General features: G+C 64.7%; 12 protein-coding genes and 1 tRNA gene. 5 read left to right on the plus strand and 8 right to left on the minus strand.

Annotated elements, in window-relative coordinates; translation table 11 throughout:
• Window positions 1-72 precede the first annotated feature (72 nt).
• The 3 genes from greA to DY468_RS05955 all read right to left on the minus strand — a co-directional run bounded on the left by greA (window position 73) and on the right by DY468_RS05955 (window position 4349).
• On the minus strand, window positions 73-549 hold the full coding sequence (gene greA / locus DY468_RS05945) for a transcription elongation factor GreA (RefSeq protein ID WP_110784984.1): 477 nt from the start codon (window positions 547-549) through the stop codon (window positions 73-75).
• A gap of 223 nt (window positions 550-772) precedes the next feature.
• The gene (carB, locus tag DY468_RS05950; protein ID WP_164603313.1) at window positions 773-4102 is read right to left on the minus strand and encodes a carbamoyl-phosphate synthase large subunit; all 3330 of its coding nucleotides are present in this window, start codon (window positions 4100-4102) and stop codon (window positions 773-775) included.
• A 172-nt stretch (window positions 4103-4274) separates the two neighbouring features.
• Window positions 4275-4349: transfer RNA gene (locus tag DY468_RS05955), tRNA-OTHER, on the minus strand.
• Window positions 4350-4743: 394 nt separating this feature from the next.
• On the opposite strand from DY468_RS05955, the gene msrA reads away from it, so the two are divergent.
• From msrA to DY468_RS05970, 3 genes are all read left to right on the plus strand, one after another.
• Window positions 4744-5457 carry a peptide-methionine (S)-S-oxide reductase MsrA gene (gene msrA / locus DY468_RS05960; protein WP_164603315.1) on the plus strand — a complete coding sequence of 238 codons (714 nt, stop codon included), beginning with the start codon at window positions 4744-4746 and terminating at the stop codon, window positions 5455-5457.
• Window positions 5458-5486: 29 nt separating this feature from the next.
• A complete protein-coding gene (msrB, locus tag DY468_RS05965) occupies window positions 5487-5903 on the plus strand; it encodes a peptide-methionine (R)-S-oxide reductase MsrB (RefSeq protein WP_164603317.1) in 417 nt (138 codons plus the stop codon).
• 240 nt (window positions 5904-6143) lie between these two features.
• Entirely contained in the window at window positions 6144-6389 is a 246-nt protein-coding gene (locus DY468_RS05970; RefSeq protein ID WP_164603320.1) for a hypothetical protein, read from the plus strand.
• Window positions 6390-6398: 9 nt separating this feature from the next.
• Here the strand turns inward: DY468_RS05970 and DY468_RS05975 are convergent, their stop codons facing one another.
• The gene (locus tag DY468_RS05975) at window positions 6399-6737 is read right to left on the minus strand and encodes a hypothetical protein (RefSeq protein ID WP_164603322.1); all 339 of its coding nucleotides are present in this window, start codon (window positions 6735-6737) and stop codon (window positions 6399-6401) included.
• 416 nt (window positions 6738-7153) lie between these two features.
• Here DY468_RS05975 and DY468_RS05980 point away from each other — a divergent pair, with 416 nt between their 5' ends.
• Complete coding sequence (locus DY468_RS05980; RefSeq protein WP_164603324.1) at window positions 7154-8059, plus strand: hypothetical protein; 906 nt, start codon at window positions 7154-7156, stop codon at window positions 8057-8059.
• Between the two features lie 27 nt (window positions 8060-8086).
• Here DY468_RS05980 and DY468_RS05985 read toward each other — a convergent pair whose 3' ends face one another.
• Window positions 8087-9100 (minus strand): NAD-dependent epimerase, encoded by a 1014-nt coding sequence (locus DY468_RS05985; protein ID WP_164603326.1) that lies wholly within the window; start codon window positions 9098-9100, stop codon window positions 8087-8089.
• 25 nt (window positions 9101-9125) lie between these two features.
• Window positions 9126-10400: a nucleotide sugar dehydrogenase gene (locus DY468_RS05990; RefSeq protein ID WP_205512056.1), complete on the minus strand. Its 1275-nt coding sequence runs from the start codon at window positions 10398-10400 to the stop codon at window positions 9126-9128.
• Between the two features lie 213 nt (window positions 10401-10613).
• Between DY468_RS05990 and DY468_RS05995 the strand changes: the two genes are divergently transcribed.
• Window positions 10614-11591: a GDP-mannose 4,6-dehydratase gene (locus tag DY468_RS05995; RefSeq protein WP_164603328.1), complete on the plus strand. Its 978-nt coding sequence runs from the start codon at window positions 10614-10616 to the stop codon at window positions 11589-11591.
• A gap of 10 nt (window positions 11592-11601) precedes the next feature.
• Here DY468_RS05995 and DY468_RS06000 read toward each other — a convergent pair whose 3' ends face one another.
• Window positions 11602-12561 (minus strand): NAD-dependent epimerase/dehydratase family protein, encoded by a 960-nt coding sequence (locus DY468_RS06000; RefSeq protein ID WP_164603330.1) that lies wholly within the window; start codon window positions 12559-12561, stop codon window positions 11602-11604.
• Window positions 12558-13712, minus strand: coding sequence for a glycosyltransferase family 4 protein (locus DY468_RS06005; RefSeq protein WP_164603332.1), 1155 nt, complete (start codon window positions 13710-13712; stop codon window positions 12558-12560). The genes DY468_RS06000 and DY468_RS06005 overlap by 4 nt, the downstream gene beginning before the upstream one ends.
• Between the last annotated feature and the right edge of the window lie 2 nt (window positions 13713-13714).

Here is a 13714-nt window from a genome sequence, read left to right on the forward strand (position 1 = left end):
GAGCTGCTGCGGTTTGGGCAACAAAAAAGCCGCGGCGAAGCGCGGCTTTTTCGTCCCGTTGAGGAGGCGCTGTCAGCGCCACTCGACCTTTTCGATCTCATAGGCCTTGGCGCCGCCGGGGGCGACGACCTCGACCGAGGAGCCGGCTTTCTTGCCGATCAGCGCCCGCGCCAGCGGCGAGGTGATCGAGATCTTGCCCTTCTTGGCGTCGGCTTCGGCCTCACCGACGATCTGCCACACCGCCTTCTTCTCGGTGTCCTCGTCGATCAGGGTGACGGTGGCGCCGAACTTGACGGTGTCGCCCGACAGCTTGCTGACGTCGATGATGTCCGCGCGCGCCAGCTTGTCCTCGAGTTCGTTGATCCGGCCTTCGTTGTGGGACTGCTCTTCCTTGGCGGCGTGGTACTCGGCGTTTTCCGAGAGGTCGCCATGGGAGCGCGCTTCGGCGATGTGCTCGATGATGCGCGGACGATCCACCGACTGGCGATGCTTCAACTCGTCCGAAAGTGCGGCATACCCGCCCGCAGTCATCGGTATCTTTTCGACCATCGTCTCTTCATCCTTCAAGAATTCATTGCGGATCGCCGAACCCTGCTCACCCGCAACGTCGTAGGCTGTTTACGGCGGCGCCGCGCCTGTGCGGCGTCCGAAGTCGGCTCAGATCGGCACCAGAGCTTTCCGGCAAATGCCGGAGAGAACAATTCCAATGCGGGCGGGTTCCCCGGCCTCGCGGCCTGTCGGTCGATAGCCGGCCGTTTAGGCCGGGCGACGATCAGCTTTCGGAAAAGTAGCTCTGCAGGGTCCGGACCTCAAGGTCCCCATCCAAATAGGCCCGGATGCCCTTTGCGGCGGCCACCGCGCCCGAAAGAGTGGTGTAATAGGGGACTTTATGCAAGAGGGCAGCGCGCCGCAGCGACCGGCTGTCGGCCAACGCCTGCGGTCCCTCGGTGGTGTTGAACACCAGTTGGACTTCGCCGTTCATGATGGCGTCGACGATGTGCGGACGGCCTTCCAGCACCTTGTTGATCTTCTCTGCCGGCACACCGTGGTCCGCCAGATAGCGCTGGGTGCCGGAGGTGGCGATCACCCTGAAGCCGACCGAGTGCAGCAGCTTCACGGCGTCGAGGATCCGCGCCTTGTCGCTTTCCCTGACCGAGACGAACACGGTGCCCTTGCGCGGCACGCGGGTGCCGCCGCCGAGCTGGCTTTTGGCGAACGCGACCTCGAACGAACGATCGAGCCCCATCACTTCGCCGGTCGAGCGCATCTCCGGGCCGAGCACGGTGTCGACGCCCGGGAAGCGGGCGAACGGGAACACCGATTCCTTGACGCCGACATGGTCGAGCGTGCGCTTTTTCAGGCCGAGATCCGCGATCTTCTCGCCGGCCATGATCCGCGCCGCGAGCTTGGCGACCGGCATACCGATCACCTTGGCGACGAACGGCACGGTACGGGAGGCGCGGGGATTGACCTCGAGCACGTAGATCTCGCCGTCCTTGATGGCGTACTGCACGTTCATCAGGCCGACGACGTCGAGGCCGAGCGCCAGTTCGCGCGTCTGACGTTCCAGCTCGGCGATGGTGTCCGCACTGAGCGAGTGCGGCGGCAGCGAGCAGGCCGAGTCGCCGGAGTGAATGCCGGCCTCTTCGATGTGCTCCATGATGCCGACGATGAAGGTGTCCTTGCCGTCCGACAGGCAGTCGACGTCGACCTCCGTGGCGTCCGACAGATAGCGGTCGAACAGCAGCGGATTGGTGCCGAGCACGGTGTTGATCTGACCGGTCTTGTCGTTCGGATAGCGGGACTTGACGTCGCCCGGCACCAGCTCGGGCAGGGTGCCGAGCAGGTAGTCGCTGAGCTGATTCTCCTCGCGGATGATCTGCATGGCGCGGCCGCCGAGCACGTAGGACGGACGCACAACCAGCGGCAGGCCGAGTTCGGCCGCGACCAAGCGGGCCTGCTCGACCGAATAGGCGATGCCGTTCTTCGGCTGCTTCAGCCGCAGCTTGTCGAGGATGCGCTTGAAGCGGTCGCGGTCCTCGGCGAGGTCGATCGCGTCCGGCGAAGTGCCAAGGATCGGCACGTCGGCGGCTTCCAGCGCGCGCGCCAGCTTCAGCGGCGTCTGGCCGCCGAACTGCACGATCACGCCTTTCAGACTGCCTTTGCTACGCTCGGTATCGATGATCTCGAGTACGTCTTCGCCCGTCAGCGGCTCGAAATACAGCCGGTCGGCGGTGTCGTAGTCGGTCGACACCGTTTCCGGATTGCAGTTGACCATGATCGATTCATAGCCGGCGTCGTGCAGCGCGAAGCAGGCATGGCAGCAGCAATAGTCGAACTCGATGCCCTGGCCGATCCGGTTCGGACCGCCGCCGAGGATGATCACTTTCTGCTTGTCCGACGGCTGGCTTTCGTCCGAAGCCGGGCCGGCGAACGGTGCCTCGTAGGTCGAGTACATATAGGCGGTCGGCGAGGCGAACTCTGCCGCGCAGGTGTCGATCCGCTTGAACACCGGGCGGACGCCGAGCGCACGGCGCTTGGTCTTCACCTCGGCTTCGGTGGTGTTGGCGAGCACGGCAAGACGAGCGTCGGAGAAGCCCATCGCCTTCAGACTGCGCATGCCGAACGCATGATCCGGCAGGCCCGCCTCGCGGACCCGAGCTTCCATGTCGACGATGCCGCGGAGCTGCGCCAGGAACCAGGGATCGATCTTGCAGGAGTTGAAGATCTCTTCGTCCGACCAGCCGAGCCGCATCGCCTGCGCGACCTGCAGCAGCCGGCTCGGCGTCGGGGTGCCGAGCGCCGCGCGAATCGCATTCTTGTCGTCGCCGCGGCCAAGACCGTCGATTTCGATCTCGTCGAGACCGGTGAGGCCGCTTTCGAGGCCGCGGAGCGCCTTCTGCAGGCTCTCCTGGAAGGTGCGGCCGATCGCCATCACCTCACCGACCGACTTCATTGCGGTGGTCAAGTTGGCCGAGGCGCCGGGGAATTTCTCGAAGGCGAAGCGCGGAATCTTGGTGACGACGTAGTCGATCGTCGGCTCGAACGACGCCGGCGTCGCGCCGCCTGTGATGTCGTTGGCGATTTCGTCGAGCGAATAGCCGACCGCCAGCTTGGCGGCGACCTTGGCGATCGGGAAGCCGGTGGCCTTCGAGGCCAGCGCCGACGAGCGCGACACTCGCGGGTTCATCTCGATCACAACCAGCCGGCCATCGGCCGGATTGACCGCGAACTGCACGTTCGAGCCGCCAGTCTCCACCCCGATCTCGCGCAGCACCGCCAGCGAGGCGTCGCGCATGATCTGGTATTCTTTGTCGGTCAGGGTCAGCGCCGGCGCGACGGTGATCGAATCGCCGGTGTGCACGCCCATCGGGTCGAGATTCTCGATCGAGCAGACGATGATGCAGTTGTCGTGCTTGTCGCGCACGACCTCCATCTCGTACTCCTTCCAGCCGAGGATCGATTCTTCGATCAGAACCTCGTTGGTCGGGGAGGCGTCGATGCCGCGTTCGACGATCTCGATGAACTCGGCCTTGGTGTAGGCGATGCCGCCGCCGGTGCCGCCCATCGTGAACGACGGCCGGATCAGCGCCGGAAAGCCGATCTCGTCGAGCGCGCGCAGCGCGTCGGGCAGGGTTTTGACCTGGCGTGAGTTCGGCGTTTCCAGTCCGATCTTGGTCATCGCGGTGCGGAACCGCTCGCGATCCTCGGCCTTGTCGATCGCGTCGGCGGTGGCGCCGATCATCTCGACGTCGAACTTCTCCAGCGTGCCGAGCTTGCGCAGGCTCAGTGCGCAATTCAGCGCAGTCTGGCCGCCCATCGTCGGCAGCAGCGCGAAGCCGCCGGGGATGACGTAGCGTTCCTTCTCGATGATCTTGGCGACGATCTCGGGGGTGATCGGCTCGATGTAGGTCGCATCCGCCAGCTCCGGATCGGTCATGATCGTCGCCGGGTTGGAATTGACCAGGACGACTCGATAGCCCTCCTGCTTCAGCGCCTTGACCGCCTGCGTGCCGGAATAGTCGAACTCACAGGCCTGGCCGATCACGATAGGACCGGCCCCGATGATGAGGATGGTGGAGATGTCGGTACGTTTGGGCATCAAATCTCGCTGACGCGGGCGGAAATCGCGGGCACAAAAAAAGGGCGCGCAGCCGCGCGTCCCTCAGGTCTTCAAGCGCCGGGCCGTCCCAGGCGCGCGGAGGTGTCTTAGACCAGTTTCCCGGACGGCGAAAGACCTTCGGCCGGCCGTCAACCACCAATTTGGTGGGTTTTGGAGGCCCAGCCTGGACTTGAACCAGGAAAAAGAGCGTTGCACCGCTCCTGCGTTGATCTTCCGCCACCGGGCCGCGTGCATCTTGGCATTTCACGAAGGGGTGATCCAGTCATGAACCCGTCTATCCTTAATGAAGACCGGGGGCGTGGCTGTCCTTGGTTTGCGGTTTCATGGCACCTCTGCGCCGCCTGGGCTGCCGCAGGGCAAATAGGCGTTCCCGACCATTCAGCGCTCTGGCTCTCAGGCTCTGCGGAAGGAAGACCTGCTTTCCGCGGGAATTGACGGAACCGAGGCCCGCCAGCCAGGGGGCTGGTTCTTTGGCGTGGCAACAAACGGGACGGACAGGTCACGAACTCGTGTCCGTATCCCGGTAACAACCCGGCGGCGGCTGCGTATCTTGAAGCGCAACAGCCAGCTGGCCGCGGCGTTGTCGCTGCCGCCGCTTCCCAAAATCGCGAGGATCATCCATGCGCGTATCGTTCGGTCGTCTTGCTCTCTGCGCTGCCACCGTTGGTGCGCTGGTCTGGTCGGTGGCGAGCGCGCCGTCCCGGGCCGCCGAGGAGGCGGTTGTGATTCCGCCGCCGAAGCTCGACGCCAAGGAGACTGGCGGCCTGCAGACTGCGGTCTTTGCCGGCGGCTGTTTCTGGGGCGTGCAGGGCGTGTTTCAGCATACCTCGGGCGTGGTGAATGCGTTGTCGGGCTATGCCGGCGGCAGCAGGGCGAGCGCGAGCTATCCGTTGGTCTCGACCGGAACGACAGGACATGCCGAGGCTGTCGAGGTCAAATACGATCCCAAGCGGATCTCCTACGGCAAGCTGCTGCAGATCTACTTCTCAGTCGCGCACGATCCGACCCAGCTCGACCGCCAGGGCCCCGACACCGGGCCGCAATATCGCTCGGCGATTTTCACAACCAGCGACGAGCAGAAGCAGATCGCCGACGCCTATATTGCGCAGCTCGACGCTGCCAAGGTGTTCAGCGCGCCGATCGTCACCAAGGTCGGACCGTTGAAAGGGTTTTATGCCGCGGAGGCCTATCACCAGGATTACCTGACGCTGCACCCCAATCAGCCCTATATTGCGTACAACGACCTGCCGAAGATCGAGGCCCTGAAGAAGTTGTTTCCGACGGAGTATCTCGACAAGCCGACGCTGGTGAGCAGCGTCAAGGCGACCAACTGACGGCAGGGAGCGACGATTCAGGAGGAAGGATGTCCGACATCAAGACCACCACTTCCGACAAGATCGAGAAGAGCGATGCGGAGTGGCGCAAGCAGTTGACGCCGATGCAGTACGCCGTGCTGCGCGAGAAGGCGACGGAGCGGCCGTTCACCGGGGAGTACGAGTTCGAGACCCGGCCAGGCAACTACGTCTGCGCCGGCTGTGGCCAGGTTCTGTTCGAGTCCGATGCCAAGTTCGATTCCGGCTGCGGCTGGCCGAGCTTCACCGCGCCGGCGGAAGCCGGCCATATCGACGAAGAGCGTGATGTCAGCCACGGCATGATCCGGACCGAGGTATTGTGCTCGCGCTGCAGCGGCCATCTCGGTCATGTGTTTCCGGACGGCCCGGGGCCGACCGGCCTGCGCTACTGCATCAACTCGGCTGCGCTCAAGCTCGAGCCGAAATAGCGGATCCGATCCGTCCGTCTGGATCATGAGCGGAAGCAGGTGCCCTTTTGGGGCCTGCTTTTCGCATCTCTTGAAACAAGAATTATCAGTAGATTCATCCGGTTAGCTTTGCTGCCGAGGGCGGCGGGTCGCAAATCCGCGCATCGTGCCTATATGAAGATGATCGGAATTGAAGCCGCCGGTGCCGATCATGATCGTGTCCCGCGTGGCGCATCCCCATCTTGAGGAGGCTATTTCGCCATGGCGTTCAGCTACGACACGTCCGCAGAACTGTTTCCCGCAGCGATCCGCAAGAAGCGCCGCACCGGCGTCGCCTATCGCCGCTTTAGCCGTGCGGCGGAAGCGGTGCGCTATGCGATGGAGGAGTTGCCGGCCGATTGTCTGAATGGCGCCTATTTGCAGGTCGACGAGGCCCGCTTCGACCACAAGGGCATCCGCACGCTGTACGACAGCGAGGACTATCCGCTCGAGCGCCGCGCGTCTTGACCGGCCGCCTCAGAACGATCTGAAGCTCTGCTGGTCGCAGCGATCGACGATGGCGGCGAATCGGTAGCTTTGAAGTTTGCCGCCCTTGTAGAACAGCGCGTAGGTCTGCCGGGCCTGATCCGGGGCGTTGCTCCGCAGGCAGACGATCCACGGTGTTACAGTCACGGGATCGGCCTCGATCGGGCCGGCGATCTGCCACGGCTGCGGCAACTTCGTCTCCTCGCCGACCTTCTTCAGATCGACCGACATCACGGCAGCTTTCGGCGCTTTCTCGCCGCCGTCTGGCAGAACATCCAGAATCGACGAGCAGCCCGCGAGGGCGAGACACGCCAGCGGGCCGACTGCCATCCAAGCAATGTCGCCGAAACGTCGAATAGGCCGGTCTCCGTCCGCTGGGGCTCGGGTCACTTCGGAGCGGCACGAGCTACAATGATAGTACCCATCTAGTCGATCTTGGTCGACAAATCAAAATGGGGGGCTACGCCGCTGGATAGCGCATTGCAGTCTCAAATCGTCTGGTTATATGCGCCGACTTCGGGCTTCTGGCTTCTGCCGTTTCGACAGGGCGGTAAATACTGAGCGCATCATCGGTGTTCGGCTTTAGTGCAAGCCGAGGTGGGGAAACCCTGTCCGTTGGTCCCGTCTTGCTTGCGGTTTAGAGAGTTCGGTCGTATGGCTTCGACTGTTTAGTTTAGATGTCGAGTTGATTTTCAGCAGCGCCGAGATACTCGGTGCCACCCTGGCGGTGGATCGGAACTTCGTGCATGGACGGGTCTGACGCCTCGACTCAACGAATCCTCGACGTGACGTCGGTCGCTCGGATTGCGCGACCGCGTCACGTTGGACGGTTGCGCCGCGCGGTTGCGCGAGTTGCGTGGCTGCCGTCGCTCGCCGCCGACCTCCTCGAGAAGCTCGGGCTGGCGATGCAGAAGGTTGCCAACACGCTTCGGTTCGAGAAGTTTTGGGCCGAGAAGGTCGCATCCGACGACCGCGTCACCATCGTGCCGACCTTCAATAAGACCGTTGGTAAGAAGCCGATCTGGAACGCGGCGCTGAACTGGATCACCGCGAACACATCGGGAGGGACGATTCTCGAATTCGGCACCAACAACGGCGGCTCGCTGAAGTACTTCGTTGATCATCTGCCGCGCAGCTATCATCTGGTAGGGTTCGATTGCTTCGAGGGACTGCCCGAGGCGTGGGACGGGTTGCCGGCGGGATCGATCAAGGGTTTTGGTGCGCCTGGCGAACTCTGGGCCGATGATCCACAGGCGCGCGCCAAGGTGATCGCGGACGCCGCCGCCGGCATCCGGTTTCCGGCGCCGCCGCAGCCGAATGTCAGCATCCAGTCGGGATTGTTCGCCGAAACGCTGACCCGCTATCTCAGCGGCGGCTGGCCGCACGACGTGCGGATGATCCATTTCGACGCCGATCTCTACATCTCGACGCGGCCGGTACTCGACACGTTGTGCGGGCTGTTGAAGCACCGCTATCTGATCTTGTTCGACGAGTTCTATTCGGTGAACCACGAATTCAAGGCGTGGAACGAGTTCCTTGCGCTGTACAAGCTGACCGACTGGCGCGTCGTCGCCAGCAGCGAGGATGGATCGCAGGTGCTGATCGAGGTCAATACGCGCGCGCCGCTAGACGTTCCGGCTGCTGCGAGCTGACACATAGCGGCAGGTCGCCGGCACCACCTACATCTTGTGATATTCGCGATACCACTGCGCGAACCGCGCGATGCCATCCTCGATCGAGGTTGCGGGGCGGAAATCGATGTCGTTCATCAGCTCGGTGACGTCGGCGTAGGTCGCCGGCACGTCGCCCGGCTGCATCGGCAGCATTTCCTTGGTGGCGGGCCCGAATTCCTTCTCCAGCAGCGCAATGACGTGGAGCAGTTCCTCGGGATTGTTGTTGCCGATGTTGTAGACCTTCCACGGCGCGGCGCTGCTCGACGGATCGGGATCGTCGCCCGACCAGTTCGGATTGCCCTGCGGCGGCTTGGCGGTGAGGCGGACGATCGCCTCGCTGACGTCGCTGACATAGGTGAAGTCGCGGCGCATGGCGCCGTGGTTGAACACCTTGATCGGACGCTTGGCGACGATCGCGTCAGCGAACAGGAACATCGCCATGTCGGGCCGGCCCCAGGGACCGTACACGGTGAAAAACCGAAGCCCGGTCGTCGGCAGCCGGTAGAGATGGCTGTAGGTGTGCGCCATCAGCTCGTTGGCCTTCTTGGTCGCGGCATACAGGCTGATCGGATGATCGACGTTGTGCTGCACCGAGAACGGCAGTGTGGTGTTGGCGCCGTATACCGAGGACGACGATGCGTAGATCAGGTGCCGGCAGCCATTGTGACGGCAGCCTTCGAGAATATTGACGAAGCCGACGAGGTTCGAGTCCACATAGGCATGCGGATTCTGGATCGAGTAGCGGACGCCGGCCTGCGCGGCGAGATGGACCACCACCGGAAACCGCTTTTGCGCGAACAGCGCCGCGATGCGGTCGCGGTCGGCGAGGTCGATCTTTTCGAACGAGAATCCGGGATAGCGGCGGAGAATTTCCAGCCGCGCTTCCTTCAGCCTCGGGTCGTAGTAGTCGTTGACGATGTCGAGGCCGACCACGCTGCGGCCGGCGTCGAGCAGTTGACGCGCGACGTGAAATCCGATGAAGCCGGCGGCCCCGGTGACCAACACCACATCGTCCTGCATGTTCCTGTCCCTCAGTGCGGGGCGATCACAACCGCCACAAATCGATGCCGTCCGGCTTGCCGGTGCGATCCAGCACTGCCTTGACGTCGAGCACCTGACCGCGACCGCCGCGCAGCAGCCGGCGGACCAGCGACCAGCCGTCCGCCAGGAAGCTCTCGTGCGACACCGCGAGCACCACCGCGTCGGCCGGCCGCAGTGCGTCGAGCTGCGTCAGCGCGATGCGGTGCTCGTGCAGGCTGTCGTCGTGGTCGGCCCACGGATCGCTGACCTGGACCTCGATACCGAACGACTCGAGCTCGCGGACGATATCGACGACCTTGGAGTTGCGCGTGTCGGGAACGTTTTCCTTGAAGGTCAGGCCGAGCACAGTGACGACGCCGTTGTGCACCTTGTTGCGCAGCAGCCCGCGGATGCACTCGCGCGCGATCGTCGCGCCCATACCGTCGTTGATGCGGCGTCCGGCGAGGATCACTTCGGGATGATAGCCGGCCTTGCCGGCGCGGAACGTCAGGTAGTACGGATCGACGCCGATGCAGTGGCCGCCGACCAGCCCGGGATGGAACGGCAGGAAGTTCCATTTGGTCCGCGCGGCGGCGAGCACGTCGCCGGTGTCGATATCGAGCGCCTGGAAAATCAGCGACAGCTCGTTCATGAACGCGATGTTGATGTCGCGCTGGGTGTTCTCGATCACCTTGGCTGCCTCGGCGACCTTGATAGACGGCGCGCGATGGATGCCAGCGGTCACCACCGACCCGTACACCTCGGCAACGATGTCGAGGCTGTCCGCGTCCTGCGCCGACACCACCTTGGTGATGGTCTCGAAACGGTGCGCCTTGTCGCCGGGATTGATCCGTTCCGGCGAGTAGCCGAGCTTGAAGTCGCGCCCGGCCTTCAACCCGGAGACCTTCTCCAGCACCGGGCTGCATTCCTCCTCGGTGACGCCGGGGTAAACTGTCGACTCGTACACCACGATGTCGCCGGGCTTCAGCACCCGACCGACGGTTTCGGACGCGGCCAGCACCGCGCCGAGATCTGGCGCGTTGGCGTCCGTGATCGGGGTCGGTACGGTGATGATGTAGAAGTCGCTGCGGGCCAGATCGGCGGCATCGTCGGTGAAGGTCAGCGATGACTGGCGGAGCTCGTCGGGCTGCACCTCGTTGGTGCGGTCGTGGCCGGCCTTGAGCTCGGCGACGCGGCTCTTGTTGATGTCGAAGCCGACCACGCCGGGCCAGCGCCTCGCGAAAGCGATGGCGACGGGTAGGCCGACATAGCCGAGGCCAACGACTGCAATTTGTCTCATCTTCCCGATACCTGCCCCGCGCGCCGGATCACGGACGTTTAGCCGCAATCGCGCGAGGGCCGCAATAGCAGGCGATTGCTATTGTCCTGACGGGTCGGAAAGGTTATCAGGGCGGTCCGATCGAGGCAGCGCCGGTGGTGGCGGACCGTTCCGCTGCGCACCCGCCGCGGCGCCGGATTCGGCGGGCCGTTGTCACCGACCGTTGGATTGCGCATGACCAAGCGAGCCCTGATCTTCGGCATCTCGGGCCAGGACGGCGCGCTGCTCGCGAGGCAATTGGTCGATCGTGGCTACGACGTGCACGGTACCTCGCGCGACAAGGAGGTGTCGGCGTTCGGCAATCTGGTCGCGGTCGGCGTGCACGATCGGGTCAAGCTGTACTCCGCGAGCCTCACCGACTTCCGCAGCATCTTCCAGGTGATATCGGATTCGATGCCGGACGAGATTTACAATCTCGCCGGGCAGTCGTCGGTCGGGCTGTCGTTCGGCCAGCCGGTCGAGACACTCGATTCGACCATCTTCGGCCCGCTCAACATCCTCGAGACGATGCGGCTGTTGAAGTTGAAGACCCGGCTGTACAACGCCTGTTCGAGCGAGTGCTTCGGCAATACCGAGGGTGCGGCGGCCGAGACCACGCCGTTCAATCCGCGCAGCCCCTATGGGGTCGGTAAGGCCGCGGCGTTCTGGACTGTGGCGAACTATCGTGAGGCATACGGTCTGTTCGCCTGCTCGGGGATCCTGTTCAATCACGATTCCGAGCTGCGACCGCGCCGGTTCGTCACCCGCAAGATCGTCACCGGGGCGGCCGACATCGCCGAGAAGAAGGCCGACAGCGTCCAACTCGGCAATTTGAAGATCGCGCGCGATTTCGGCTGGGCGAGCGAGCACGTCGACGCGATGACACGGATGTTGGCGGCGCCGTCGCCGGACGACTACGTGATCGCGACCGGCGAGACCAACACACTCGAGAGCTTCGTCGAACAGGCGTTCGCTTACTTCGGGCTGGACTGGCGGCGTCATGTCGAGATCAGCGAGGATCTGCTTCGGCCGACCGATATCATGCACAGCGCCGGCGATCCCGGGAAAGCCAGGCGGATGCTCGGCTGGCAGGCCGAGATCCGGATGAAGGGTGTTGTGCAGCGGCTGGCGGAAAGCGAACTGCGCGAGCGCCACGCGATGCGGTCGCCGTAGCGTGGCTGCGCTAAGTCTCCGGGCTGCGGTCGAGATACCACCGCGCGGTCCGTGCGAGCTGATCGTCGACGGAGTGCGGTGGTGTCCAGCCGAGCAGGCGACGCGCTTTGCCGATGTCGACCTGGAGCGAACTGCATAGCCGCTGCGCCGCGGCGGACTGGCCGAGTACGGTCGCGGCTGCGATCAGCAGCGCGGCCGGCGCCGGCAGCAGCCGCGCGCGGGTGCCCAGCGCCGCGGCGAGCCGACGCAGCAAATCCGGGGTCGACAGATCGTCGCCGTCGCTCGCGAAGAAGGTTTCGCCGGCGGCTGCTGGGTGATCGAGGCAGACGGCGATCAGGTCGACCAGATTGTCGGAACCGACCAGACTGCGCCGGTTGTCGATCGAAGCCAGAGGCAGCGGCACGCCGCGCTGCAGCCAGCGCATCATCGCCAGGAAGTTGGCGCGGACGCCGGGGCCGTACACCAGCGGCGGCCGCAAAATCGCGACCTCAATGCCGCCGGCCTGCGCCAGACTGCGCAATCCGGCTTCGGCTTCGGACTTCGATACGCCGTAGGGATCCTGCGGCGCCGGCGGATCGTCCTCGGTCAGCGGCCGTCCGCGTGGCGTGGCTTCGCCGCAGGCCTTGACCGAGCTGAGAAACACGAAGCGGCGGACGCCGACTTCGGCGGCCTGCCGTGCCAGCGACAGTGTGCCGTCGACATTGGCGCGGCGATACTCGGCGAGCGGGTCGCCGCTGTCGTCGCTCATCACATGCACGCGAGCCGCGAGGTGGACGACGGCGTCGCATCCGGTCAACGCCGGCCGCCAGTCGAAGCCCGGCTCCAGGCTGCCGCGCACGACGTCGATCCCGGCCGTGATGCCGGCCGTGTTGTGATGTACCGCAACGCGCAGGTCGCGCCGGTCGTCGCTCAGCCGGCGCAGCAGGTGGCGCCCGACGAAGCCTGATGCGCCGACCACGAGCGTCGTCATCGGCTCACTGTCTCTGCATAGGTCGCCAGGGTCTGTGCGAGAATGCGTTCCTGGGCGAACTCCGCTTCGACCCGCGCGCGACCGCGTTGGCCCATCGCGCCGCGCCGCGCCGGGTCGTCGAGCAAGCCGCCGAGCGCGGCGGCGAGACCCGCGATGTCGCCAGGTCGCACAAGTAGTCCGTTGTCGCCATCGGCGACGATCTCGCGGCAGCCGGCGACGTCGTAAGCGACGATGGCGCAGCCGGCGGCCGCCGCTTCGATCAGGATCTTCGGTATGCCCTCGCCATAGGTGGTTGGCAGGCAGACGATCGCGCTGCGCGCGAGAATGTCCGGCATGTCGTCGCGATGGCCCCACCAGGCGACGACACCGTCGCGGTCGTAGCCTTGCAGCTCGGCCTCGGGGATGGCGTGCGGATTGCCGATGTCGGGCGATCCGAGCAGCACGAAGCGCGCCTCTGCGCCGCCGTCGCGGCGTAGCTGCGTTGCCGCCGCGACGAAATCGGCGATGCCCTTGTCGCGGATCATCCGCGACGCCAGCACCACCAGCGGCGGGGCTTCCTCCTGATGCTGCGCCGGATAAAGCGACGGATCGACGCCGGAGCCCTTGATCAGCCGTAGCTGCGCCGGCGCAACGCCGATCGCGTCGGTCATCACCCGAGCGTCGTCGGAGTTCTGCACGATCGTCAGCGTCCGTGGCCGGTTCAGCGCCAGCGCCAGCAGTTGCCGTATCGCCGGGCGCAGCACGCGCGCCTTGGCGCTCTGCGACGAAAACACGAACCCGAGCCCGGCGAGATTGTTGACGATGCTCCGAACGCCGGCGATCCGCGCGGCGATCGAGCCGTACAACACGGGCTTCATCGCGATGTGATGGACGATGTCAGGACGATGGGCACGGTAGATGCCGACTAGCTCGGTCATCGCGCTCAGTTCGCTGAACGGATTGCGGCCGGTTCGGCGCATCTTCGTCAGGTCGATCACCGCGAAGCCTTCGCGCCGGATGGTGTCCGCCTTGTCGGCGAGCCGGGTCGCCACCAGCACTTCGTAGCCGGCATCGCGCGCCGCACGCGCCAACGGCAGCCGGTGCGAGACGAAGTACCAGTCCTCGGTGACGACGAACATCAGCCGTGGCCGGCCCGCCGGCGTCTTCAGCATCG

Origin of the sequence: Rhodopseudomonas sp. BR0M22 (assembly GCF_010907035.1) — a bacterium.
Taxonomy (GTDB): domain Bacteria; phylum Pseudomonadota; class Alphaproteobacteria; order Rhizobiales; family Xanthobacteraceae; genus Rhodopseudomonas.

Excerpts from the sequence above, each read along its gene's own strand:
- greA (WP_110784984.1), bottom strand. The coding sequence starts at position 549 with ATGGTCGAAAAGATACCGATGACTGCGGGCGGGTATGCCGCACTTTCG.
- carB (WP_164603313.1), bottom strand. The coding sequence starts at position 4,102 with ATGCCCAAACGTACCGACATCTCCACCATCCTCATCATCGGGGCCGGT.
- msrA (WP_164603315.1), top strand. The coding sequence starts at position 4,744 with ATGCGCGTATCGTTCGGTCGTCTTGCTCTCTGCGCTGCCACCGTTGGT.
- msrB (WP_164603317.1), top strand. The coding sequence starts at position 5,487 with ATGTCCGACATCAAGACCACCACTTCCGACAAGATCGAGAAGAGCGAT.
- DY468_RS05970 (WP_164603320.1), top strand. The coding sequence starts at position 6,144 with ATGGCGTTCAGCTACGACACGTCCGCAGAACTGTTTCCCGCAGCGATC.
- DY468_RS05975 (WP_164603322.1), bottom strand. The coding sequence starts at position 6,737 with ATGGCAGTCGGCCCGCTGGCGTGTCTCGCCCTCGCGGGCTGCTCGTCG.
- DY468_RS05980 (WP_164603324.1), top strand. The coding sequence starts at position 7,154 with ATGGACGGGTCTGACGCCTCGACTCAACGAATCCTCGACGTGACGTCG.
- DY468_RS05985 (WP_164603326.1), bottom strand. The coding sequence starts at position 9,100 with ATGCAGGACGATGTGGTGTTGGTCACCGGGGCCGCCGGCTTCATCGGA.
- DY468_RS05990 (WP_205512056.1), bottom strand. The coding sequence starts at position 10,400 with ATGAGACAAATTGCAGTCGTTGGCCTCGGCTATGTCGGCCTACCCGTC.
- DY468_RS05995 (WP_164603328.1), top strand. The coding sequence starts at position 10,614 with ATGACCAAGCGAGCCCTGATCTTCGGCATCTCGGGCCAGGACGGCGCG.
- DY468_RS06000 (WP_164603330.1), bottom strand. The coding sequence starts at position 12,561 with ATGACGACGCTCGTGGTCGGCGCATCAGGCTTCGTCGGGCGCCACCTG.
- DY468_RS06005 (WP_164603332.1), bottom strand. The coding sequence starts at position 13,712 with ATGCTGAAGACGCCGGCGGGCCGGCCACGGCTGATGTTCGTCGTCACC.